General features: G+C 59.4%; 18 protein-coding genes. 9 read left to right on the top strand and 9 right to left on the bottom strand.

Annotation, left to right across the window (positions count from 1 at the left end):
* Positions 1–44: 44 nt before the first annotated feature.
* Positions 45–1,244, bottom strand: coding sequence for an ROK family transcriptional regulator (locus tag AT6N2_RS15135; RefSeq protein ID WP_209090031.1), 1,200 nt, complete (start codon positions 1,242–1,244; stop codon positions 45–47).
* A 190-nt stretch (positions 1,245–1,434) separates the two neighbouring features.
* Here AT6N2_RS15135 and AT6N2_RS15130 point away from each other — a divergent pair, with 190 nt between their 5' ends.
* The 6 genes from AT6N2_RS15130 to AT6N2_RS15105 all read left to right on the top strand — a co-directional run bounded on the left by AT6N2_RS15130 (position 1,435) and on the right by AT6N2_RS15105 (position 8,081).
* Complete coding sequence (locus tag AT6N2_RS15130) at positions 1,435–2,736, top strand: extracellular solute-binding protein (protein WP_209090028.1); 1,302 nt, start codon at positions 1,435–1,437, stop codon at positions 2,734–2,736.
* Positions 2,737–2,806: 70 nt separating this feature from the next.
* Positions 2,807–3,745: a carbohydrate ABC transporter permease gene (locus AT6N2_RS15125; RefSeq protein ID WP_209090026.1), complete on the top strand. Its 939-nt coding sequence runs from the start codon at positions 2,807–2,809 to the stop codon at positions 3,743–3,745.
* A complete protein-coding gene (locus tag AT6N2_RS15120; RefSeq protein WP_004438848.1) occupies positions 3,738–4,586 on the top strand; it encodes a carbohydrate ABC transporter permease in 849 nt (282 codons plus the stop codon). The genes AT6N2_RS15125 and AT6N2_RS15120 overlap by 8 nt, the downstream gene beginning before the upstream one ends.
* Positions 4,587–4,603: 17 nt before the next feature.
* Positions 4,604–5,677, top strand: coding sequence for an ABC transporter ATP-binding protein (locus AT6N2_RS15115; RefSeq protein WP_209090025.1), 1,074 nt, complete (start codon positions 4,604–4,606; stop codon positions 5,675–5,677).
* Positions 5,678–5,819: 142 nt separating this feature from the next.
* Positions 5,820–6,872: a sugar phosphate isomerase/epimerase family protein gene (locus AT6N2_RS15110; protein ID WP_063950163.1), complete on the top strand. Its 1,053-nt coding sequence runs from the start codon at positions 5,820–5,822 to the stop codon at positions 6,870–6,872.
* A gap of 21 nt (positions 6,873–6,893) precedes the next feature.
* A complete protein-coding gene (locus tag AT6N2_RS15105; protein ID WP_144577826.1) occupies positions 6,894–8,081 on the top strand; it encodes a Gfo/Idh/MocA family protein in 1,188 nt (395 codons plus the stop codon).
* Between the two features lie 80 nt (positions 8,082–8,161).
* On the opposite strand, the gene AT6N2_RS15100 is transcribed toward AT6N2_RS15105, so the two are convergent.
* Together AT6N2_RS15100 and AT6N2_RS15095 are read right to left on the bottom strand one after the other, a co-directional pair.
* Positions 8,162–9,448, bottom strand: coding sequence for a glycerate kinase type-2 family protein (locus tag AT6N2_RS15100; RefSeq protein WP_209090024.1), 1,287 nt, complete (start codon positions 9,446–9,448; stop codon positions 8,162–8,164).
* Between the two features lie 4 nt (positions 9,449–9,452).
* A complete protein-coding gene (locus tag AT6N2_RS15095) occupies positions 9,453–9,806 on the bottom strand; it encodes a DUF1304 domain-containing protein (protein ID WP_144577830.1) in 354 nt (117 codons plus the stop codon).
* Positions 9,807–10,027: 221 nt separating this feature from the next.
* On the opposite strand from AT6N2_RS15095, the gene AT6N2_RS15090 reads away from it, so the two are divergent.
* From AT6N2_RS15090 to AT6N2_RS15080, 3 genes are read left to right on the top strand one after another with little or no spacing between them, the layout of a single operon-like run.
* The gene (locus AT6N2_RS15090) at positions 10,028–10,792 is read left to right on the top strand and encodes an ImuA family protein (protein WP_209090023.1); all 765 of its coding nucleotides are present in this window, start codon (positions 10,028–10,030) and stop codon (positions 10,790–10,792) included.
* Complete coding sequence (locus tag AT6N2_RS15085; RefSeq protein WP_209090021.1) at positions 10,707–12,224, top strand: Y-family DNA polymerase; 1,518 nt, start codon at positions 10,707–10,709, stop codon at positions 12,222–12,224. Before AT6N2_RS15090 ends, AT6N2_RS15085 begins: the two co-directional genes overlap by 86 nt.
* Positions 12,221–15,493, top strand: a complete 3,273-nt coding sequence (locus AT6N2_RS15080) for an error-prone DNA polymerase (protein ID WP_209090020.1) — start codon at positions 12,221–12,223, stop codon at positions 15,491–15,493. The genes AT6N2_RS15085 and AT6N2_RS15080 overlap by 4 nt, the downstream gene beginning before the upstream one ends.
* A 5-nt stretch (positions 15,494–15,498) precedes the next feature.
* On the opposite strand, the gene AT6N2_RS15075 is transcribed toward AT6N2_RS15080, so the two are convergent.
* From AT6N2_RS15075 to ytfQ, 6 genes are all read right to left on the bottom strand, one after another.
* Positions 15,499–16,440 carry an AraC family transcriptional regulator gene (locus tag AT6N2_RS15075; protein WP_144577836.1) on the bottom strand — a complete coding sequence of 314 codons (942 nt, stop codon included), beginning with the start codon at positions 16,438–16,440 and terminating at the stop codon, positions 15,499–15,501.
* Positions 16,441–16,548: 108 nt separating this feature from the next.
* Entirely contained in the window at positions 16,549–17,283 is a 735-nt protein-coding gene (locus AT6N2_RS15070; protein ID WP_063949973.1) for a FadR/GntR family transcriptional regulator, read from the bottom strand.
* A gap of 17 nt (positions 17,284–17,300) precedes the next feature.
* Positions 17,301–18,281, bottom strand: coding sequence for a galactofuranose ABC transporter, permease protein YjfF (gene yjfF / locus AT6N2_RS15065; protein ID WP_209090019.1), 981 nt, complete (start codon positions 18,279–18,281; stop codon positions 17,301–17,303).
* Positions 18,278–19,321 (bottom strand): ABC transporter permease, encoded by a 1,044-nt coding sequence (locus AT6N2_RS15060; RefSeq protein ID WP_209091870.1) that lies wholly within the window; start codon positions 19,319–19,321, stop codon positions 18,278–18,280. Before AT6N2_RS15060 ends, yjfF begins: the two co-directional genes overlap by 4 nt.
* Complete coding sequence (locus tag AT6N2_RS15055; protein WP_209090017.1) at positions 19,321–20,844, bottom strand: sugar ABC transporter ATP-binding protein; 1,524 nt, start codon at positions 20,842–20,844, stop codon at positions 19,321–19,323. Before AT6N2_RS15055 ends, AT6N2_RS15060 begins: the two co-directional genes overlap by 1 nt.
* 294 nt (positions 20,845–21,138) lie before the next feature.
* Positions 21,139–22,098, bottom strand: coding sequence for a galactofuranose ABC transporter, galactofuranose-binding protein YtfQ (gene ytfQ / locus AT6N2_RS15050; protein ID WP_063949970.1), 960 nt, complete (start codon positions 22,096–22,098; stop codon positions 21,139–21,141).
* Between the last annotated feature and the right edge of the window lie 295 nt (positions 22,099–22,393).

The raw sequence follows: 22,393 nt of genomic DNA, 5'->3' as shown, positions 1-22,393 counted from the left end.
CTCCCGTAAATCAGAAATGCCTGCGCCCGTGCTCGCCCTGCGGGCTAGAGTGCCGGCCCGGTTGTGTTCCATGGCGATTCGTAAAGTTCGTAAAGCGCAACGGCCGCGGCCCCCTGCGCCCACAATTCGTCGCTCGCAACATCGAAAACCAGTTCCGCCACACCGGCCAGAGATGGCGGCACGGCGGCGTTGTAGCTGTTGCGGATGCTGGCGATGAAAGGTTCGCCAAGTTCGAGGCTGGAGCCGGTAATGATGACCCGTGGCGGCGCAAACAGCGTGACGATATTGGCTAGTGTCAGGCCGAGGGCGGCACCGGCGCGCAAGGCGGCCGTGATGAGATCGTGGTCTTCAGCCGCAATCAGTGCATGGGCATGCTGCATGCCGCGGCCGAGCCGGATCGCTTCGGCAAAACGTCCGTCGGCCGGGCGGGAGCCCAGAATTGCGTTTTCGCCCGCCTGGCTTGCCAGCCGCACCGTGCCCTCATTGGCAAGGCCGATGACGAGGTCACCGAGATTGTGGCTAAGGCCGCCCGCGCCGCGAAATAGCTGGTTTTGATGCAGGACACCCAGCCCAAGCGTCTGTTCGAGTGAAATCAACACCATGTCTTCGAGATCGCGCGCATGGCCGAACCAGTGGTGCGCCAGCGTGATGGCATGGGCATCGCTTTCGATAATGGTCGGCGAATTCAGCCTTGCCGTCATTTCCTCGGCGAAATTGACGTTCACTTCCCGGAGAATAGGGCTGCTGCGGATCTTGCCGGTGCGATGCTCGATGACGCCGGGCAGCCCGAGACAGACCATGTCCACATCCTCAAGCGAAAAGCCCGCGTCAACCACGCATCGGCGAACGCCGTCCTCGACAAGATCGGCGATAACGCCGATCGGCTGGCGATCGACACGAATTGGCAACGCGAGAGTAGAAAGGACATTTCCGCAGAAATCGGTAACAACGAACACCATGCGGTTGGCGGCAATCTTTGCCCCCACGACGCGGGCAGCATCCGGGTTCAGCTCCAGCATCACGCGCGGTCTTCCGCGCCCACCTTCCGTCCTGATGTCGCCGAGGTGGCGGGTCAGAATGAGGCCGTCATCCAGCAGCGAGGCGGTGATGGCGGAAACCGTCGTGGTGGAGAGCTGGGTGCGTTCGCTGATCTCTACTCGGGAGATGGGTCCGTGCCGGCGGATACTGTCGAGCACGCTCAGCCTGTTGATCGCGCGCATCAATTCTGGGTCTGCGGTCTTCATGGGGTCCTGCTGCGATCAATGTCGTCTCCCGATTTATATCGGAATACGGATTAAATAACGGCGCGGGGGAGGGGTGTGTCAAGCACTAAGCGCAAAAAATCGGCATCGTGCCTTGACAATGAGAGAACCCTGATATGAATTAATCCGCATCGGGGAATAAATGAGGATATCCCCAGGGAGGATCACCATCATGACGATTTGGCACGCAGGCGCAAGCCTGAGCGGCAGGCTCGTAAGCTTTGCCACAACGACAAGTATTGCTCTCATGCTCGGTGCAGCGAGCGCTTCGGCCGCGACGGTCGTAAAATGGATGCACGTGGAGCTGGATCCCAAATCCGTGGCCGTCTGGGAGGAGATCGCCAAGGAGTATGAGGCCAAGCACCCCGATGTCGATGTTCAGTTGCAGTTCCTCGAAAACGAGGCTTTCAAGGCAAAATTGCCGACGCTGCTGCAATCCAACGACGTACCTGATTTCTTCTACAGCTGGGGTGGCGGGGTTCTCGAAGAGCAGTCCAAGACCGGCGCGTTGAAGGACCTGACCGAGGTTTTCGATGCCGATGGCGGCAAGCTGCGTCAGGCCTATAACGCTTCCGCAATCGACGGCCTGTCTTTTGATGGCAAGGTCTGGGCCGTACCCTACCGCGTCAGCCTCGTCAGCTTCTTTTATAACAAGGAGTTGTTCGCCAAGGCGGGTGTGAAGGCTGAAGACATCAAGACATGGGCTGATTTCAACGCCACGGTCAAGAAGATCAAGGATGCGGGCATCGTGCCGATCGCCGGTGGCGGTGGTGAGAAATGGCCGATTCATTTCTACTGGAGCTATCTCGTGATGCGAAATGGCGGCCAAGCCGTCTTTGACGCAGCCCGCAAGGGCGAAGGCGAAGGCTTCATGGACCCGACAATCATCAAGGCCGGTGAGCAACTGGCTGAATTCGGCAAGCTCGAACCCTTCCAGCCGGGTTATCTCGGCGCGACATGGCCGCAGGCTCTCGGCGTCTTTGGTGACGGCAAGGCTGCGATCATTCTTGGCTTCGACAATACGGAAGCGAACCAGCGCAAGAACGCCGGTGACGGCAAGGGGCTGGCCCCTGAAAATATCGGCCGCTTCGCCTTCCCGGTCGTCGAGGGCGGCGCAGGCAAGGCCACCGACACTCTGGGCGGCCTGAACGGCTGGGCGCTTACCAAAAACGCGTCCAAGGAAGCGATCGATTTCGCCACCTTCCTGACCAGCAAGGAAAGCGAAGAGAAGATGGCGACTGCGGGCATGATCCTGCCGGTTGCCACGGGTGCCGCCGGCGCGGTGAAGAACCCGCTGCTGGCGGATTCGGCCAAGCAGTTGGCTGCCTCTACCTGGCACCAGAACTTCTTCGATCAGACATTGGGCGCCGCCGTCGGCCGTGTTGTCAACGATATCTCAGTCGAGATCGTCTCCGGCCAGATGACGCCTGAAGAAGGTGCCCAGCAGATTCAGGACGCTTTCGAACTGCGTTGATCTGACGGTTTCCATGGCAGCGCCGACACCGTGCGGCGCTGCCACTCTGCCTCCATGAAAGCGGATAGAGATGACGGATATTTCCATGACTTCTGCGTCCATACCGGCGCGCGGCGCTTCAAAGACCAAGCGCAAGCAAAGTTCAGTCGCGCATGACCGGGCGTTGACCCTTCTGGTCTTCCTGCCGCCCGCACTTCTGCTCTTTACCCTCTTCGTCATTCTGCCCATGGGCGAGGCGGCTTGGTACAGCCTTTACCGCTGGAACGGTTACGGCACACCGACCGATTTCGTCGGCTTGAAGAATTTCCAGGTCCTGTTCGGCAATGCCGCATTCTCGCAGGCCCTGATCAATAACGGCCTCATCATCCTCATTTCGATCCTGATCCAGATCCCGCTGGCCATCTGGCTCGCCATGATGCTGGCGCACCGCATCCCCGGCGTCGTCGCCTTCCGGCTGGTTTTCTTCCTGCCCTATGTTCTGGCGGATGTCGCTGCGGGTCTGATCTGGCGTTTCGTTTATGATGGCGATTATGGTCTCTTTGCCGCCATCTCCAATTTCTTCGGGTTTGCCAATCCCTATGTGCTGGCAGACAAGGATGTTGCGATTTACGCCGTGCTCGGCGTCATCGTCTGGAAGTATTTCGGTTTCCACATGATGCTGTTCATCGCCGGCCTTCAATCGGTCGACAAGAACGTGCTGGAAGCGGCCGAAATCGACGGCGCGTCCGGCTGGCAGAAATTCCGTTACGTCACGCTGCCGATGCTCGGCTCCACGGTGCGCCTTTCCGTCTTCTTTGCGGTCATCGGCTCGCTGCAGCTGTTCGACATGATCATGCCGCTTACCGGCGGTGGTCCGTCCAACTCGACACAGACCATGGTCACCTTCCTCTACACCTACGGCGTCATGCGCATGCAGGTTGGGCTTGGCAGTGCGGTCGGCGTCGTTCTCTTCGTCATCTGCGTGACGCTCGCCTTCGGTTATAAAAGGATTTTCATGCGCCATGACTGACACATCCACTTCCGTCCGCATGCCGCTGCAAACCAAGCTTTATCTCTATATCTCGCTGAGCCTGATTGCAGCCATCGTCCTCATCCCGCTTCTGACGACTGCCCTTGGCGGCTTCAAGACGCTGGGAGACCTGCGCGTCAATCCGTTCGGCATTCCGGCCGAGTGGCAATGGGCCAATTACGGCGATATTCTCTTCGGTAAACGCTACTGGCTGCAAATCTTCAATTCGCTCGTCATCGCACTGCTGACGGTATTCCTGACGCTGACCGTCTCGGCCATGGCGGCGTTCACTTTCGCGCATGTGAAGTTTTTCGGCTCGTCCTTCCTGCTCAACTATTTCTTGCTGGGGCTGATGTTTCCGGCGGCCACCGCCATCCTGCCGCTTTTCATCCGCATTCGCGATCTTGGCCTGCTCGATACCTATTGGGGCGTGGTGCTGCCGCAGGTGGCCTTTGGCCTCGGCATGAGCATTCTGTTGTTCCGCAATTATTTCCGTAACCTGCCGGATGAGTTGTTTCAAGCAGCCTTTGTGGATGGCTGCGGGTATCTGCGCTTCTTCTGGCATATCTCCGTGCCGCTTTCGCGGCCGATCGTGGCGACCGTTGGCATCGTCTCTTTCGTCGGCAGCTGGAACAGCTACATCCTGCCACTGATCATGCTGAATTCGGAATCGAAATATCCCTGGCCGCTCGGCATCATGGTCTATCGCGGTGAGTTCGGCACGGAATGGCAGCTGGTGCTCGCTTTCATCACGCTGACGATCCTGCCGACCGTCATCGTCTTCTTCCTCGCACAGAAACACATCATCGCGGGCCTGACGGCCGGTGCCGTCAAATCGTGACTTGAAAGGAGCAAAACATGGCTTCCGTCGAACTTAGGGATATCCGCAAGTCCTATGCCGCGCTCGATGTCATTCACGGCATATCGCTCGATATTGCCGATGGGGAGTTCATCGCGCTGGTCGGGCCTTCTGGCTGCGGCAAGTCCACGCTTTTGCGCATGATCGCCGGGCTGGAGGAAATCACCGATGGCGATATTCTCATCGGTGACAAGGTGGTGAACGGCATGACCCCGCGTGAACGCAACATCGCCATGGTGTTCCAGTCCTATGCGCTTTATCCGCATATGACGGTGGCCGAAAACATGGGCTTCAATTTGAAGCTCGCCGGCCAGCCGAAAAACGTCATCGAGGAGCGCGTGGCGGAAGCCGCCCGCATGCTCGATCTCGGCAAGCTTCTCGACCGCAAGCCCTCGCAGCTCTCCGGCGGCCAGCGCCAGCGCGTGGCCATGGGCCGCGCCGTGGTGCGTAATCCGGCCGTCTTCCTGTTCGATGAGCCGCTCTCCAACCTCGACGCCAAGCTGCGCGTGCAGATGCGCAGCGAAATCAAGGCGCTTCACCAGAAAGTCGGCACCACCTCCATCTATGTCACCCATGACCAGATCGAGGCGATGACGCTGGCTGACCGGGTGGTGGTGCTCAATCACGGCCGGATCGAGCAGCAGGGCACGCCGCTTGAGCTCTACAAGACGCCTGCCAATCTCTTCGTCGCCGCCTTCATCGGTTCACCCGCCATGAACCTCATCGAAGGTGTGGTCGATGGCGAGGGTGACCAACCCGCTGCCCGGCTAAAGGATGGAACCGCAATCCGCATTGGCGCCTCGCGCAAGGTCACGCGCGGCCAGCCGGTAACGATCGGGCTTCGTCCTGAACATATCGGCTCGGCGATCGGCGGAGACATCTCGCTCACCGGCAGAACGGTGCTGGTGGAGCCGACGGGAGCGCAGACCCATGTGGTCTTCGAACTGGCAGGGGATCAAGTGACGGCGGTGGTTGATGGCGAGCAACTGGTGAAGGTCAACACGCCCTTTGCCGCAAGCGTTCATCATGAGCGCGTGCATGTATTCGACAGAGCAAGTGGGTTGGCGCTTTAAGAGGCTCCCGTCTTTTGAATGAAATACGGAAATTTTCTTGCCCCCCGCTTTTGGGGCTTGTTTGAAAATCACGAGCGGTTAGCTTGGCGCTGGAGAAAGAGCGGGTTACCGCGCAACTGTATCGATGCAGGAGGAGATTTTTATGAGAACGATCAAGGGACCGGGTCTTTTTCTCGGTCAGTTTGCCGGTGATGCAGCGCCCTTCAACAGCTGGGACGGCATTACCAAATGGGCAGCGGAAAAAGGCTATGCCGGTGTGCAGGTGCCAAGCTGGGCAGGCCAGCTGATCGATCTCAAAAAAGCGGCGGAATCAAAAGATTATTGCGACGAGTTTGCCGGTATCGCGCGCCAGAACGGCGTGGAGGTCACGGAGCTTTCCACCCACTTGCAAGGGCAACTCGTCGCCGTTCACCCCGCTTACGATGAGGCATTTGACGGTTTTGCCGCGCCGGAAGTGCGCGGTAATCCGAAAGCGCGCCAGCAATGGGCGGTCGAGCAGGTGAAGCTGGCGCTGAAAGCGTCGAAGAATCTCGGCATCAAGGCACATGCAACATTCTCCGGCGCACTCGCCTGGCCTTTCATCTATCCTTGGCCGCAGCGCCCGGCAGGGCTGGTGGAAACCGCTTTTGATGAACTGGCAAAACGCTGGACGCCGATCCTCGATTATGCCGATGAGCAGGGTGTGGATGTCTGCTATGAAATCCACCCGGGTGAAGATCTGCATGATGGCATAACCTTCGAGATGTTCCTGGAGCGGGTCAAGAACCATCCCCGCGCCAACATGCTCTACGATCCCTCGCATTATGTGCTCCAATGCCTGGATTATCTCGACAATATCGATATCTACAAAGATCGTATCAAGATGTTCCACGTCAAGGATGCGGAGTTCAACCCAACCGGACGGCAGGGCGTCTACGGCGGTTATCAGGGCTGGGTGGAGCGCGCCGGCCGCTTCCGTTCGCTAGGCGATGGGCAGGTGGATTTTGGCGCGGTTTTCTCGAAAATGGCTGCCAATGACTTCGATGGCTGGGCTGTGGTTGAGTGGGAATGCGCACTGAAACATCCTGAAGACGGCGCCCGCGAAGGGGCGGAATTCGTCAAGGCGCATATCATCCGCGTCACGGAAAAGGCCTTTGACGACTTCGCATCCAGCGGCACCGACGATGCGGCAAACCGCCGTATGCTTGGGCTTTGAAAGCATTGCAGGGGAAACATTATGGCTATTGAAGGAAAGACAACCGACGCGGCGAACAAGCGGATTCGTCTTGGCATGGTGGGCGGTGGTTCGGGCGCCTTTATCGGCGGCGTTCATCGCATGGCTGCCCGGCTCGACAATCGCTTCGATCTCGTGGCCGGGGCCCTGTCATCGACGCCGGAAAAATCCCTCGCTTCCGGCCGCGAACTGGGGCTCGACCCCGAGCGTTGCTACGGTTCGTTCGAAGAAATGGCCGAAAAGGAAGCGCTGCGAGAGGATGGCATCGAGGCGGTGGCTATCGTCACCCCGAACCACGTCCACTACCCGGCGGCAAAGGCCTTTCTCGAGCGCGGCATCCATGTGATCTGCGACAAGCCGCTGACCTCCAATCTGGAAGACGCGAAGAAGCTGAAGGACGTGGCCGACAAGGCGGATGCGCTGTTCATCCTGACGCATAACTATACCGGCTACCCCATGGTGCGGCATGCGCGCGAGCTGGTGGAGTCAGGTGCCCTTGGCAATATCCGTCTGGTACAGATGGAATATCCGCAGGACTGGCTGGCGGAGCCCATTGAGCAGACGGGTGCCAAACAGGCGGTCTGGCGCACCGACCCGGCACAATCGGGTGCAGGCGGTTCCACAGGCGATATCGGCACCCACGCCTATAATCTCGGCTGCTTCATTTCCGGTCTGGAAGTCGACGAATTGGCAGCCGATGTACACACCTTCGTTGAAGGCCGCCGGCTGGACGACAACGCGCATGTGATGCTGCGCTTCAAGGCGAAGGACGGCAAGCAGGCGGCGAAGGGGCTGCTCTGGTGCAGCCAGGTTGCGGTCGGTCACGAAAACGGGCTGAAAGTTCGTGTGTATGGTGACAAGGCCGGCCTTGAATGGACGCAGGCCGACCCGAACTATCTCTGGTTCACGAAGCTTGGCGAGCCCAAGCAGTTGATCACCCGCGGCGGCGCAGGCGCAGGGGCTGCGGCGGCGCGCGTCACCCGCATTCCATCGGGCCACCCGGAAGGTTATCTCGAAGCCTTCGCCACCATCTATACTGAAGCGGCCCATGCCATCGAGGCACGCCGCGACGGATCGGCGCTGGACAAGGCGGTGATTTATCCGACCGTGGATGACGGGGTCAAAGGCGTCGCTTTCGTCACGGCCTGCATCGAGTCCGGCAAGAACAATGGCGGCTGGGTAAAGCTCTAATACTGAAGACCTTTTGCGGCCTGTTGCCTATCGGAACAGGCCGCATCAAAAACGCCGTCACACGGTGGTTGCTATCAAGCCTACGCGATCAAGATCGCCCTGATATCATTCACATTGGTGAGCGTTGGACCCGTTACGACGAGATCATCGGTCGCCTTGAAGGCTGTATAGCTGTCATGGCTCACCAGCGACTGGCGCGGATCGACCCCCGCCTCGCGCATGCGCTTTAAGGTATCCGGTGTAATCACGGCCCCCGCAGCATCTTCGACGCCATCGATGCCATCGCTATCGCCAGCAATAGCCCAGATGCCCTGGGCTCCCTTGAGGGTCAGCGCAAGGCTCAGAAGGAATTCCGTGTTGCGGCCGCCCTTACCGGCCGACCCTTTGCCGCCAACTCCCCTGTTCAGCGTGACTGTGGTTTCGCCACCGGAAAGCAGGACGGCCGGGCCTTTGATCGGCAGGCCCTTGCCGCTGGCGGAAACCGCAATACCGGCCATGACCGCACCGACATCTTTCGACTCGCCCTCCAGCGAATCCCCGAGGATAAGAGGCGTTAGCCCTAGCATCACCGCCTCGTCCGCTGCCGCCTGCAGGGCGAGCGAGGGAGCCGCGATGAGCCGGATATCCTCGTCGATATCGCCGGCCTTCGGGGTTTCCTCACCTTTTTCCAGCACCTGACGCACGGTTTCGGGGAGATCGAGGGCATAGCGCGCGACGATTTCCCGCACGGTTTCGATATCGCTCGGATCGGCAACCGTCGGACCGGAGGCGATTTCCGAGGGGTCATCACCAGGCACATCGGAAATCAGCAGAGAAACAACCTTTGCCGGTCTGGCAGCTAGTGCCAGCCGCCCGCCCTTGATACGCGAGAGGTGCTTGCGCACGGCGTTCATTTCGGAAATCGTCGCGCCGCTGGCGAGTAACGCGCGGTTGACCGCCATCTTGTCTGCAAGCGTCATTCCCTGGGCGGGTGCGACCATCAGCGCCGAACCACCGCCGGAAATCAGTGCAATGACCATGTCGTCTGCAGTCAACCCTTTAACGGCGGCGAGAATGCGTTTTGCCGCTTCGGCGCTCCTGTCGTCCGGCACCGGATGCGAGGCTTCGATGATCTCGATACGCGCAGTCGGCACGGCATGGCCGTAACGTGTCACCACCACACCTGAAAGGTCGACATCTGGCCATGCCGCTTCAAGCGCTGCGGCCATGGCGGCGGAGGCCTTGCCCGCGCCAACCACCACGCAACGGCCTTTGGGCGGGGAGGGCAGGTGGTGTTGCAATACCTTTGCCGGATCGGCGCTGGCGACGGCGGCCATGAAGATGCGGTTGAGTGCGTCCCTTGCGGAGGTGTCGTTCCAGGCGGTCATCGGTTCATGCTCCAAGCCAGAGGAAGCCAAGGGCAAACAATGCCGGCAATGCCTGGATGAACAGGATCTTCATATTGGCAGTGATCGCGCCAAAAATACCGGCCACCAGCACACAGATTAGGAAGAAGAGCTTGAAGCTCAACCCTTCATCGCCCTGTGTGAGCCCATAGATCAGCCCGGCTGCGAGAAAGCCGTTATAAAGTCCCTGATTGGCGGCAAGCACCTTTGTCTGCCGGGCGAAATCTGCCGAGAGACCGAAGGCTTTTCGGCCGGCTGGCTTCTCCCACAGCAGCATTTCCAGAATGACGATGTAGATATGGATGGCCGCAACCACGGCAATCAAGATGCTGGCGATCATCGGTGGTTCCTCCAAACCATGATGTCCGTTGCCGTTGTCGGGGTAAACACGGGGCGAGCGGACACTTCCGTTTTAACGGTGGGACGAAGGGCTGCAAGGGCAGAATCCCGTCCTCCCATGTAAACTGTTGATGAGCGTCAGCCTATTGCTTGACTCTTTGCTGAAATAGGAACAAAACATGAACAATAAGATGAATAACCCAAGTTGAAACCTGTCATGCCATGCAGAAGCGCGCGGATCAGTTGCTCGTTGTCGAAGAGCTGCGTGAAAGGCTGGAAAGGATCGGTAACGGCGCTCAGCGCCTGCACGAGACCTTGCCTTTCGGCGTGGATGCCATCGACCATCACCTGCCGGGAGGCGGGCTCAAGCTTGGTTGCCTGCATGAGCTGAGCGGCGCCGGCAATGGCGCTGCCGATGGTGCGGCCGCCGCGCTCTTTGCGGCTGGTGTGGCGGCAAGGCTTTCCGGCAAGGTTTTATGGTGCGTCACCCGTCGGGATCTGTTCATGCCGGGTCTGACGCAGGTGGGCCTGTCGCAGAACCGGCTCATCATCGTTGAATGTCGTGATGAAAAAGGCGTGCTCGACTGTTTCGAAGAAGGGCTGCGCTGCAACGGTTTCGGCGTGGTGATGGGTGAAATGGCGAAACTGCCGATGAATGCTTCCCGGCGACTGCAACTGGCGGCGGAAACATCAGGCGTGACCGGCCTTGCCATCCGTCGTTTCCGGCGTGCGGACGATGCAAAGCTGTTTGGTGAACCGACAGCGGCCGTCACCCGCTGGCGTATCTCCGTGCGGCCTTCTACGCCCTTGCCGGTGCCGGGTGTGGGCAGGCCGCGCTGGATTCTTGAACTCTTGCGATGTCGCGGCGGCGAAAGCGCCGAATTTGAAGTGGAAGCCTGTGATGCAAAGGGTCGTCTCGCTCTACCTGCCGACATGGCCGACGGATCGTTTCCGGCGTCTTTTGGGACAGAACGCGCCGCCGGCTGAAAAGCCGCTGGTCATGATCGGTCGCCAGGGCAGCCGCCGGCTGGTGCTGGCACTCGACCAGGCCGCAAAGGCGGCAGGCATCCGTGCAGGCACACCGGTCAGCAAGGCGCAGGCGCTGGTGCCGGGTCTTCTTGTGGAAGATCTGGATGCGGCGGGAGATGCCCGTGCGCTTCAACAGCTCGCATTTCATTTCCTGCGCATTTATGCCCCTATCGTCGCCGCCGATGCGCCTGATGGGCTGGTGCTGGACACGGCGGGTGCGGACCATCTGCACGGCAATGAGACGCTGATGTTGAGCGGCATGGTCAACCGTCTGCATGCCGCAGGCTTTGCCGCCCGCGCGGCCATTGCCGATAGCTGGGGGGCCGCTCATGCGCTTGCACGTTTCAGCCGAGAGGAAATCAGCATCGTGCCGCCAGACGGGCAGCGGGCGGCGATCAGTGCTCTGCCATTGGCCGCGCTGAGGCTGGAAGACCGTGTCGTTTCCGGGTTGAAGGTGCTCGGCTTTCGCACCATCGGCGATCTTGCCGAAGCCCCGCGCGCACCGCTCACCCTGCGTTTCGGCCCGGAGGTCGTCCGTCGTCTGTCGCAGGCTTTCGGGGAGATCGGCGAACCCATCGAACCGGTGCGTGTGGCCGATCTGGTGGAAGTACGCCGCGCCTTTCCCGAACCGATCGCGGCGGCGGAGACGATAGCCCGCTATACCCAGAAGCTGGTTACCGGCCTTTGTGTCGCGCTGGAAAAACGTGGCCTTGGCGCGCGCCGGGTCGATCTGGTGTTGCACAGGGTCGATAGCGGTCTGCAGGCCATAAGAGCGGGCACATCAAGACCGGTGCGCGACGTCAAACAGCTGGTTCGGCTTCTGACCGACCGCATCGACACGATCGATCCCGGTTTCGGCATCGAGATGATGGTGCTGACCGCCACCCATGCGGAACCGCTTCTCGCCGCCCAGGCCCGTTCTTCCTTGCTGGACGAGGAGCGTGCCGACATCGCTGGCACTGTGGATGTGATCCTCAACCGCGGCCATCGCGTTTATCGCTATGCAGCGGTGGCAAGCGATGTGCCGGAACGGTCCGTTACTTCAGTTGCGGCCCTATCCCCCGAGGACCAGCTTGGCTGGCCCGGTCATTGGCCACGTCCCGTGCGGCTGCTGGCAAGGCCTGAACCCGTCGAAACCATGGCGCTTCTGCCAGACCATCCGCCGCGCTATTTCATCTGGAAGGGCGTGCGCCATCTCGTGCGGCGCGCCGATGGACCCGAGCGGGTGTTTGGTGAATGGTGGAAACGCGACCGGGAAAAGGCCGCCGTTCGCGATTATTTCACGGTCGAAAACCAAAGCGGCGAACGCTTCTGGATTTTCCGCTCCGGTGACGGCGAGCATGCCGAGACGGGTTCGCAGGGCTGGTTTATTCATGGGTTTTTCGCATGAGTGCGCCGCGTTATGCCGAGTTGCAGGTCACCACGCATTTTTCCTTTCTGCGTGGCGCAAGCTCCTGCGACGAGCTTTTCGAACAGGCAAAAACCCTCGGCATCGAGGCGCTGGGCATTGTTGATCGAAACAGCCTTGCCGCTATTCCCCGTGCCTATGAGGCCGCCAATAATCACAATATCCGGCTCGTGATCGGCTGCCGGCTCGATCTGGACGACGATCTTTCGGTTCTCGTCTATCCCATGGATCGTGCGGCCTATGGGCGGCTCTGCCGGCTTCTTTCCGTGGGCAAGAAAAGGGGCGGCAAGGGCAAATGCCGACTGGCATGGGATGATCTGGTCACCTATGGCGAAGGCCAGATCGTCGTTCTGTTGGCCGATCTGGCCGACGATCTCTGCGCTCTTCGTTTGCGGCGACTGAAGGCCGCCTTTGCCGACCGGGCCTATATGGCGCTCAGTCTTCGAAGACGCCCCAACGACCAGATGCGGCTTTTCGAATTGTCTGATATGGCGCAGGCCGCTGGCGTGCCGACTGTGGTGACCAATGATGTGCTGTTCCATGTGCCCGAGCGGCGTATGTTGCAGGACGTCGTCACCTGTATCCGGCACAATTGCACCATCGACGAGGCGGGTTTCCGGCGTGAGCGCCATGCCGACCGCTACATGAAGCCGCCGCAGGAAATGCACCGGCTGTTTGCCCGTTACCCCGAGGCGCTGGCTCGCAGCCTCGAAATTGCCAAACGCTGCAAGTTCTCGCTGGAGGAGTTGGTCTATCAATATCCCGAGGAGCGCAGTCTGCCCGGGCTGACGGCGCAGCAGGCGCTGGAGAAGATGGTCTGGGAAGCGGTGCCGACCCGTTACCCGGATGGTTTGCCGGAGAAGGTGGAGAAGGCGCTGTGTCATGAGCTCGGTCTTATCGGCAGGCTGGAATACGCCCCCTATTTTCTGACGGTCAACGCAATCGTGCAGCATGCCCGCAAGCTGGATATTTTATGTCAGGGACGAGGATCCGCAGCCAATTCCGTCGTCTGCTTCGTGCTCGGGATTACATCGATTGATCCTTTGAAAGTCGATCTTCTTTTTGAGCGTTTCGTGTCCGAAGAGCGCCGGGAACCGCCTGATATCGACGTGGATTTCGAGCATCAGCGGCGTGAGGAAGTCATCCAGTGGGTCTATGATACCTATGGGCGGGATAAGGCAGCACTCTGTTCAGTCGTGACACGCTACCGTGGGCGAGGGGCGTTGCGGGATGTCGGCAAGGTTCTGGGCCTGCCCGAAGACCTGACGAAACTGCTTTCATCGCAGGTTTGGCGCTGGAGCGAGGGCGTTGGCGAAAAGCAGGTGAAAGAGTTGAACCTCAATATGGAGGACCGCCGCCTGCAACTCGCCTTCGAGCTTGCCAACCAGCTCGTCGGCACGCCGCGACATCATAGCCAGCATCCCGGCGGCTTCGTTCTCACGCACGATAGGCTCGATGAATTGGTGCCGATTGAACCTGCCGCCATGGATGATCGACAGATCATCGAGTGGGACAAGGACGATATCGATATCGTCAAATTCATGAAGATGGATTGCCTGGCGCTCGGCATGCTTTCCTGCATGAAGCGCGGCTTCAACATGCTGGAGGAGCGGACAGGCAAGAAATACGACCTCACGTCAATGCCAGCCAAGGACCTCGCGACGTTCGCAATGATCCAGAAGGCCGATACGCTTGGCACCTTTCAGATTGAAAGCCGGGCGCAGATGTCCATGCTGCCTCGCCTACAGCCGAAAGAATTTTATGATCTCGTTATCCAGGTGGCTATCGTTCGTCCCGGTCCCATTCAGGGCGATATGGTTCATCCCTATCTCCGTCGAAGACAGGGAAAGGAGCCGGTCCATTACCCCAAGGAGGAATTGCGACGCGTTCTGGGCAAGACGCTGGGCGTACCGCTGTTTCAGGAGCAGGCGATGCGTGTTGCTATCGAATGCGCCGGTTTTTCGCCGGGCAAGGCGGACCAGTTGCGCCGTGCCATGGCGACTTTCAAGAATGTCGGCACCATCTCCAAGTTCCAGCAGGATTTGATCGATGGCATGGTCGGACGCGGCTATGACAAGGACTTCGCCGAACGCATCTTCAAACAGCTCGAAGGGTTCGGCAGTTATGGTTTCCCGGAAAGCCACGCGGCGTCCTTCGCGCTGATTGCCTATGCCTCCGCATGGCTGAAGTGCCATCATCCGGATATTTTCTGTGCCTCGCTTTTGAATTCGCAGCCCATGGGCTTTTACGCCCCGGCGCAGATCGTGCGCGATGCGCGCGATCATGGGGTGGAGGTTCGCCCGGTCTGTGTCAATGAAAGCCGGTTTGACTGCACACTTGAGCCGACAGGCGAGATGAATGCGGAGGGCAAAGAACGTTATGCCGTGCGGCTTGGCATGCGTCTTGTGAAGGGTCTGGCCAATGATCACGCCGCAAAAATCGTCGCGGCGCGGCAGGATCGGCCTTTTGCCTCCGTGGATGATCTGTGGCGACGGGCAGGTGTTCCGGTCGCTGCCCTCGTGTGCCTTGCCGAAGCCGATGGCTTTTTGCCGTCGCTTCGCCTTGCCAGACGCGAAGCACTCTGGGCGATCAAGGCCTTGCGGGATGAGCCTCTGCCGCTTTTTGCCGCTGCCGCCATTAGGGAAAACGCCGTTATCGAAGAGCTTCAGGAGCCTTCCGTGGCGCTTCGCGCCATGACTGATGGCGGCGAGGTCGTGCAGGATTATGGCCATGTGGGGCTGACCCTTCGGGAGCATCCCATGACATTCCTGCGTCGTGATCTTTCGAGCCGTCGCATCGTCACCTGCGCTGAAGCCTATCGATCAAGGGATGGCGCGTGGCTGGAAACAGCGGGCCTGGTGCTGGTGCGCCAGCGTCCCGGTTCGGCAAAGGGCGTGATCTTTATGACGCTGGAGGACGAGACGGGCATTGCCAATGCGGTGCTATGGGTGAAAACCTTCGAAAAGTACCGCCGCGTGGTGTTAACGGGCAGCATGGTCGGCATTTACGGCAAGATTCAGCGCGAAGGCGAGGTTGTGCATCTGGTCGCCCACCGGCTGACCGATCTTTCGGGAGAACTGGCGAGCGTCGGGGAGCGAAATCATGCTTTTCCGCTGCCCCATGGGCGTGGCGACGAGTTTCATCGCGGCATATCCCATCTGGACAGGCGCGATCTCAAGAAGCGTCCTTCGCCGGATCTGGAAGAATATGAAAGAGAGGAAATCCGCGTGAAATCCCGCGATTTTCATTGAGCCGTTCAGGCGGCGGCATCCTCCAGCGCCACCGCGTCTTTCCTGCGGAACTGGCTGGGCGGCGCGCCGATCACACGTTTGAACGCGCGGCTGAACGAAGCTTCGGAGTCATAACCGAGCTTTTCCGCCGCCACTGTCACACGCATTCCCTCGCGCAGCCACAGGCGTGCCTGATGCATGCGTACGCGCACGACATAGCGGGCGGGGCTTTCACCGACGATACGTGTGAAACGTTCAGCAAAGCTGGAACGGGATGCGCCCATCAGAGACGCAAGTTCCTCGACGTTCCAGTCTTTTTCGGGGTTGAGGTGGATGGCCGCCAGCACCCGTCCGAGTTCCGGATTGCGCACGGCAGCAAGCCAGCCGCTCGAATCGCCGCAGCCATGTTCCACCCATGTGCGGATCAACGTTGCCGTCAGCACGTCGGCAAGCCTTGCCAGAATGCCGCCCGCACCGACGCGGTTCAACTCCACCTCGCGCGTCATGGCTTCCAGCAGGTGTGGAATGGCTGGATCGCTCTTGGCGAGGTCGCTGGTCAACATCACATCTGGCATCATCTGGAGCAGGGGATGCAGATTGTCCATGTTGAAACGCATCGAGGCGGTAAAGGCAATCGTATCCCCGCCGGCACTGGCACATTGCAGGTCGAAGACACCCTGACAGACTTCCTTCTTGCCGAAGTTATCAAAAGGAGAAGGTGTCACGGTCTCGCCGCTGCCAAGAACATGCGCGTGGCCTCGGGGAAGAAGCACCGCGTCGCCGCATGTGAGCGTCAGCCACTCGCCGGACGGTTTGCGCAACTTCGCCTGGCCAACACCGATAAAATGAAACCGTGCGGCTTCCTGCTCGGGAAAGGCCGTCGCCCATGGGGTAGCCATGCGGCACCGGCCATATTCCACCCCGTCAAGCCGCAGGCCACGCAACATTTCGGTGAGGGCATCATTCATGCTTGTTTCCAGATGTGGACGCAAAGTTAAGGAATATAAAATTCCTAGCATGAAAACGCCGGGATGTCACCCTTGGCGTACCACCTTCCACTCGCGAGGGCGGAAGCTCTAGATCGGTTTGATCGCGTTCTGTGTCCTGTCCTTGCCCACCTCGATAACGTGACGCATGGCCTTCACCGCGGCATCGGCGTCCCGCGCCGCAATTGCATGCACGATGCGCAGATGGTTGGAAGCAATTTCGGCGATGGTGCCGGTTGAAGCGGCCGGTGACGACAGCTGGAACGAAATGGCCAGCGCAGCTTCAATCAGGCCGCTTGCCGAGCGCATGAAGGGATTGCCGGACATATGCGCCACGGCAAGGTGGAATTCGAGATCGACCTTCGCGATACTTTCCGGCGTATGTTTCGGATTGTCGAATTTCGCGGCGATGACGTAGAGGGAGACGATATCGTCGTTGGAGGCCTGCAGGGCTGCAGCCGCGGCGGCAGCCGGCTCCAGCGCGAGGCGGATTTCCGCCAGATGGGTCACGAATTCCTGATCAATACCGGCCTCGCACCGCCACCCCAGCACGTCAGGATCGAAGAAATTCCAGCTGGAGCGATCAAGAACCCGCGTGCCCACCTTGGCCTTGGGCTCAACCAGCCGCTTGGCTGCCAGCGTCTTCATGGTCTCCCGCAGCACGGTGCGCGAGACACCGAAACGCAGCGAGAGTTCGGCATCATTGGGGAGCAGGGAGCCTTCCGCAATCCGGCCCGAGACGATGGCGCTGCCGAGTTCGGAAACCACATGGGCGTGGCTATTCCGGCGTTTTCGTCCGCTAATCGTCGTTTCGAGCAGCCCCAATAAAGCCTCCGTTTGCGTTATGCCGGATGCGGTCCGGCCATTCTCCTGTTTGAATACCAGATGATTGCGCGCTGCAACACGATGAAGACAAAAAGCAGCACGCCGATGACGATTTTCGTCCACCAGGAGGACAGCGTCCCGTCAAAAACGATGTAGGTCTGGATCAGCCCCTGGATCAGCAGGCCGACAAAGGTTCCCGCCACCAACCCTGTGCCACCCGTCAAGAGCGTGCCGCCGATGACGACGGCTGCGATGGCGTCCAGCTCCACGCCCACCGTCGCCAGCGAATAACCCGACGACGTGTAAAGCGTGTAAACGATGCCGGCGAGACCCGAAAGGAAACCCGAGAGCGCATAGATGCCGATAGTCGTCGCCCCGATCGGGACGCCCATCAGTTCTGCCGACTGCTGATTGCCGCCGAGCGCATAGACATTGGCGCCAAACCGGGTGCGGCTGGCGATCAACATGCCGGCCGCGAAGACGACAAGCATCAGCATGGCGAGCGCCGTCAGCCTGCCGCCGCCCGGAAAGCGGAAATAGAAGCCCTGTATCGCGTCAATGACGGGGTGCGAGATTGGCACTGACTGGGTGGAAATGAGGTAAGCTGCGCCGCGTGCCAAAAACATGCCCGCGAGCGTCACCACGAAAGGCGGGATCGACAGGAAGCGGATCATCGCCCCCATCAGGCATCCGAACAGCGTCGAGATAGCGAGCACGATCGCGAAGGCCAGCAGGGGGTGGAGATTATAGGTGCCCACCATGACCGCCACGAAAACGCTGGTGAATGCGATGACCGAACCGATCGAAAGGTCGATGCCACCCGACAGGATGACGAATGTCATGCCGACAGCGGCGATGCCGAGGAAAGCGTTGTCCGTCAGAAGATTGCCGATCACCCGCGTCGAGAAGATCGCTGGATATTGCAGCACGCATAGCAGATAGGCGACCACGAAGATCGTCAGTGTGGTGAGGAACGGCAGATTGCGGCTATGGATCATCGCACGGTTCCTTCCTTGGTGATGCCGTTCGTAGCAGCCGGTTTGGCCTGTGGCTTGGGCGCCTTCACGAAACCGAGCAGGGCCATGATCGCCGGCGATTGCAGCGTCAGCACCACCATGATGATGCCTGCCTTGATGATGAGATTGAATTCCGGCGGAAAGCCCGAGACGAGAATACCGGTATTGATTGTCTGGATGATCAATGCCCCGATCAGCGATGCGGTGATGGAGAAGCGGCCGCCATTCAGCGATGTCCCGCCGATCACGACCGCCAGGATCGCATCAAGCTCCAACCACAGCCCGGCATTGTTGGCATCCGCACCGCGAATATCGGCGGTCACGATCATACCGGCTATGGCGGCGCAGAGGCCGGAAACGGCATAGACGAAAAACAATAGGAAGCGTGCCCGCACCCCGGCCAATGCCGCGGCGCGACGGTTGATGCCGGTTGCTTCGATCAGGAAGCCGAGCGCGCTTTTGCGCACGAGAAGACCGATAACCAGCGCCGCCGTCACCCAGATGATGACCGGCAGGGGGATCCCCGCAAATGAGCCTGAGCCGATGGCGGCGAAGCTGTCATTATTGAAGGTGAGAATGACGCCTTCGGTTATGAGCTGGGCAATGCCGCGCCCCGCCACCATGAGGATCAGCGTGGCAATAATCGGCTGGATGTCCAAAAGAGCGACCAGCACCCCGTTCCAAACGCCACAGACGATGCCAACCGCGAGCGAGATGGCGATGACCGAGGGAATGGAATAACCATTGCTGATAAGCGTGGCCGCGACCGCACCACAGATGGCGATGACAGCGCCGATGGAAAGATCAATACCCTTGGTGGCGATGACCAGCGTCATGCCTATGGTCAAAAGCGCCACGGGAGCGGCACGCACGAGAATGTCGACCAGGCTTCCGTAAAGCCGACCGTTCTGCAGCGAAACATTCAGAAAGCCGGGCGAAATGATTGTTATCGCGCCCAGAATGATGAACAGCGCTGCAAGTTGCGGCGCAAGTCTTTTGAGACGTCGTGTCAAAGCCACCATCATGCCGCCTCCGTTTTCGCTGCATCGGCAATGGCGCGCATGATGTTATCCGCGGTCACCTCGCTGCCCTTCAATTCGTTGACGTGGCGGCGGTCGGAGAGGACGATAACCCGGTGCGCAACGGCCGTCAGCTCTTCCAGCTCGGAAGAGATGACGACGAGCGACATGCCCTCGGTGCAGAGTTTTTCGATCATTTTAAGAATTTCCGCATGCGCGCCGATATCGATACCGCGTGTGGGCTCATCGAGGATCAGAAGTCGCGGCTGCGTAGCGAGCCAACGGGCAAGAATTGCCTTCTGCTGGTTGCCGCCTGAAAGGAACTTGATCGGCCGGTCCGGATCCGCAGGACGGATATCCAGCGACCTAATGAAGTTTTGGGCAAGCTCCGCCTTCTGCCGTCGCGAAAGAGGGCGCGCCCAGCCTTGTCTCGCCTGAAGCGCCAGCGCGATATTATCGGTAACGGAGAAGTCGCCGATAATCCCATCCGTCTTGCGCTCTTCGGGACAGAAGCCGAAGCCCGCAGAGATTGCCGCCTCCGGCGACGAGATGGCCGCCTGCTTGCCGTCGATCGTCGCAACGCCGGTGTCGGGACGGTCTATGCCAAACAGCAGGAAGGCAGTTTCTGTTCGGCCAGAACCAAGGAGACCGGCGATGCCCACGATCTCGCCGGGGCGGATGCCGAGATCGAAGGGGGCGATACTGCCGCGTTTTCCATAACCTTCGAAGCGGATCGGTGGCTCGCCTTCAACGACCGTGTCGTCGGTTGCCTGATGTTCGTGGGTGATGTGCTGAAGCTCTCGGCCGAGCATCATGGAAATGAGTTCCGGCCTCGGCAGATTGCCGATGTCGCGGGTGCCAACGAGACGACCATTGCGCAGCACCGTCACGCGATCGGCAATATCGTAGACCTGATTGAGAAAGTGAGTGATGATGACGATGCCGATGCCCCGGGCGCGCAGCTTCTTCAGAACCCCGAAAAGCATCTCAACTTCATGGGCGTCCAGGCTGGCCGTTGGCTCGTCGAGAACCAGCACCTTGCCGGAAAGATCGACGGCACGCGCAATGGCTATGATTTGGCGGATAGCGACGGAATAGCTGGAAAGCAGGGCGTTGACGTCGATGGAGAGCCCATACTGGGCAAGCAGCGCCTTTGAATTCTTTTGCATCGTGCTGCGGTCGATCAGCCCGAAGCGCCGCGGCTGGCGGCCAAGGTAGAGGTTCTCCGCAACGGTAAGGTTTTCGAGAAGGTTGACCTCCTGGTAGACGGTGCCGATGCCAAGCGCCTGCGCTTCACCCACATTCGCGGGCGAGATTTCGCTGCCTTCCAGAAAGACGGATCCGCTGCCGCGGCTGTAGACGCCCGTCAGAATTTTGATCAGCGTCGATTTGCCTGCGCCGTTTTCGCCGAGGAGGGCATGGATTTCGCCGCGTCCAAGCGTAAAATCAACGCCATCAAGCGCCGTGATCCCTAGAAAGGATTTGCCGATGGCGCGTGCTTCCAGAAGTGGTGCCGTTTCGGACATTGAGCAGGTTCCGCATTACAATGGGTCTTGGAATAATCGTGTATCGAGCGGCGTATTTCTTCTCCGCGCCGGGGAGAAGGTGGGCCGAAGGGCCGGATGAAAGGGCTAGCTCTCGGCCTATCGCTACCGTCGCCCCCTCATCCCGCTGCCGCGGACTTCTCCCCGGCGGGGAGAAGAACAAGTGGGGTCCGCTCGCTCCATACGTGATCATTCAGCAGACAAAAATCGGAGAAGTTTCCTTCTCTTCAGCAGAAAGAAACGGCACAGTCATGTGCCGTTCCTCCGAAGAATGGCTTAGTAACCCAGACCCTTCTTCGCCTCGTAGACCTTCATCGGGTCATCAGATGCCGTGTAAAGTTTGGATTCGGTCTGTATCCACTTCGGCGGCTCTTTCTTGTCCTTCAAGTAGGCTTCGAGCGCGTCGAAGGCTGGGCCTGCCATATCGGGCGTCAGTTCGACGGTGGCGTTGGCTTCACCGGCTGCCATGGCCTTGAAGATATCAGGCACGGCGTCGATGGAGACGACCTTGATGTCGGTTCCGGGCTTCAGACCGGCTTCCTTGATGGCCTGGATTGCGCCAACGGCCATGTCATCATTATGGGCGTAAACGGCACAGATATCCTTGCCGCCGCCCTCGGCCTTGATGAAGCTTTCCATCACTTCCTTGCCCTTGGTCCGGGTGAAGTCACCCGTCTGCGAGCGCGCGATCTTGATGTTTTTGTGCGAGGCAATGGCTTCTTCGAAGCCCTTCTTGCGGTTTATGGCAGGCGACGAGCCGGTCGTGCCCTGCAATTCCACCACCTTGCAATCCTTGGAGCCGACATCCTTGACCAACCAGTCGCCGGCAACCTTGCCTTCATGAACCTGATCGGACGTGACGGCTGTCAGGTAAAGGTCGTCGGGAGCCTCGATCTGGCGGTCGAGCAGGATGACAGGGATTTTTTCTTCCTTGGCTTCCTTCAGGACAGCATCCCAGCCCGTGGCGACCACAGGTGCAATCAGGATTGCGTCGACGCCCTGCGCGATAAAGCCGCGCACGGCCTTGATCTGGTTTTCCTGCTTCTGCTGTGCGTCGGCAAATTTCAGCGTTACGCCGCGCTTTTCGGCCTGCTGTTTTGTGACGGTGGTTTCAGCGGCGCGCCAGCCCGATTCCGAACCGATCTGCGAGAAGCCGACGGTCAGCGATTTTGCGGAAACACTTGATGCAAGGCACAGCGAAACGGCGACAGTAGCTGTCGCGAGAGCTTTTCTCATCTTATTCCTCCCAGAGATGATGTCAGCGTGACGCAGACACTATGAGCATATAGTAATACTCTTGAAAAGAGGCATTTTCGTATATTTCAGGTTTCGAATGGGCTTTCACGCCCTGAAAGAGAGAATATATTGTGTTAAATCAATATGATAAATAATTCACAATTTGTGGTTTGGAAGATCTCGCTTACCGCTGGGTCTGGTATTCGAGTGCTTGACAGGGCGTGGTTCTATCTAATAGTCATACAAATAAGAAGATGATTTTTTGCCGGAATTTCGCCCCCTAGGGTCGAAGTTA

Origin of the sequence: Agrobacterium tumefaciens (genome assembly GCF_017726655.1) — a bacterium.
GTDB classification, from domain to species: domain Bacteria; phylum Pseudomonadota; class Alphaproteobacteria; order Rhizobiales; family Rhizobiaceae; genus Agrobacterium; species Agrobacterium tumefaciens_B.
Note: the sequence above shows the minus strand (reverse complement) of the source record. Positions and strands in the feature narration are given on the sequence as shown.

Excerpts from the sequence above, each read along its gene's own strand:
- AT6N2_RS15135 (WP_209090031.1), bottom strand. The coding sequence starts at position 1,244 with ATGAAGACCGCAGACCCAGAATTGATGCGCGCGATCAACAGGCTGAGC.
- AT6N2_RS15130 (WP_209090028.1), top strand. The coding sequence starts at position 1,435 with ATGACGATTTGGCACGCAGGCGCAAGCCTGAGCGGCAGGCTCGTAAGC.
- AT6N2_RS15125 (WP_209090026.1), top strand. The coding sequence starts at position 2,807 with ATGACGGATATTTCCATGACTTCTGCGTCCATACCGGCGCGCGGCGCT.
- AT6N2_RS15120 (WP_004438848.1), top strand. The coding sequence starts at position 3,738 with ATGACTGACACATCCACTTCCGTCCGCATGCCGCTGCAAACCAAGCTT.
- AT6N2_RS15115 (WP_209090025.1), top strand. The coding sequence starts at position 4,604 with ATGGCTTCCGTCGAACTTAGGGATATCCGCAAGTCCTATGCCGCGCTC.
- AT6N2_RS15110 (WP_063950163.1), top strand. The coding sequence starts at position 5,820 with ATGAGAACGATCAAGGGACCGGGTCTTTTTCTCGGTCAGTTTGCCGGT.
- AT6N2_RS15105 (WP_144577826.1), top strand. The coding sequence starts at position 6,894 with ATGGCTATTGAAGGAAAGACAACCGACGCGGCGAACAAGCGGATTCGT.
- AT6N2_RS15100 (WP_209090024.1), bottom strand. The coding sequence starts at position 9,448 with ATGACCGCCTGGAACGACACCTCCGCAAGGGACGCACTCAACCGCATC.
- AT6N2_RS15095 (WP_144577830.1), bottom strand. The coding sequence starts at position 9,806 with ATGATCGCCAGCATCTTGATTGCCGTGGTTGCGGCCATCCATATCTAC.
- AT6N2_RS15090 (WP_209090023.1), top strand. The coding sequence starts at position 10,028 with ATGCAGAAGCGCGCGGATCAGTTGCTCGTTGTCGAAGAGCTGCGTGAA.
- AT6N2_RS15085 (WP_209090021.1), top strand. The coding sequence starts at position 10,707 with ATGCAAAGGGTCGTCTCGCTCTACCTGCCGACATGGCCGACGGATCGT.
- AT6N2_RS15080 (WP_209090020.1), top strand. The coding sequence starts at position 12,221 with ATGAGTGCGCCGCGTTATGCCGAGTTGCAGGTCACCACGCATTTTTCC.
- AT6N2_RS15075 (WP_144577836.1), bottom strand. The coding sequence starts at position 16,440 with ATGAATGATGCCCTCACCGAAATGTTGCGTGGCCTGCGGCTTGACGGG.
- yjfF (WP_209090019.1), bottom strand. The coding sequence starts at position 18,281 with ATGATCCATAGCCGCAATCTGCCGTTCCTCACCACACTGACGATCTTC.
- AT6N2_RS15060 (WP_209091870.1), bottom strand. The coding sequence starts at position 19,321 with ATGGTGGCTTTGACACGACGTCTCAAAAGACTTGCGCCGCAACTTGCA.
- AT6N2_RS15055 (WP_209090017.1), bottom strand. The coding sequence starts at position 20,844 with ATGTCCGAAACGGCACCACTTCTGGAAGCACGCGCCATCGGCAAATCC.
- ytfQ (WP_063949970.1), bottom strand. The coding sequence starts at position 22,098 with ATGAGAAAAGCTCTCGCGACAGCTACTGTCGCCGTTTCGCTGTGCCTT.